We start from the raw sequence: 644 nt of genomic DNA, 5'->3' as shown, positions 1-644 counted from the left end.
GATCCCTTGCTGGATGTGGCGCCGCCCCCAGCGCAGCAGCCGCCGTACTCCATGGTGCCTGCCGGAGGCAGCGTGGAGCATGAGGCCGAGCTGCAGCGCCGCATCGATGAAGCCATCGCGCTGGCGGTGCATGCCAGCGATGACGAAGACGACATCGATGTGCTCGATCGATCCAGCAATGCCGCGTGCAGGATGAAGGCCCTCGGGTTGTAAACTGCTTTTGTACGGAACGAAAAGCCTGGGGCTAATATCCTCGGGTCATGACGGTACCGTAAGAATAAGCACCGGCTAACTACGTGCCAGCAGCCGCGGTAATACGTAGGGTGCAAGCGTTAATCGGAATTACTGGGCGTAAAGCGTGCGCAGGCGGTTTTGTAAGACAGTGGTGAAATCCCCGGGCTCAACCTGGGAACGGCCTTTGTGACTGCATAGCTAGAGTACGGTAGAGGGGGATGGAATTCCGCGTGTAGCAGTGAAATGCGTAGATATGCGGAGGAACACCGATGGCGAAGGCAATCCCCTGGACCTGTACTGACGCTCATGCACGAAAGCGTGGGGAGCAAACAGGATTAGATACCCTGGTAGTCCACGCCGTAAACGATGTCGACTTGGAGGTTGTGCCCTTGAGGCGTGGCTTCCGGAGC

Annotated in this window: 1 rRNA gene; it reads left to right on the top strand. The window is 58.2% G+C overall.

Features of this window, described 5'->3' with window-relative positions:
• Positions 1 to 112: 112 nt before the first annotated feature.
• Positions 113 to 644, top strand: a 16S ribosomal RNA gene (locus ACJ5GX_RS08135); the annotation flags it as partial.

The sequence above is a fragment of the Wolbachia endosymbiont of Tuta absoluta genome (assembly GCF_059414725.1).
The sequence above is the reverse complement of the archived record's forward strand: the minus strand, read 5'-3'. Positions and strand labels throughout refer to the sequence as shown.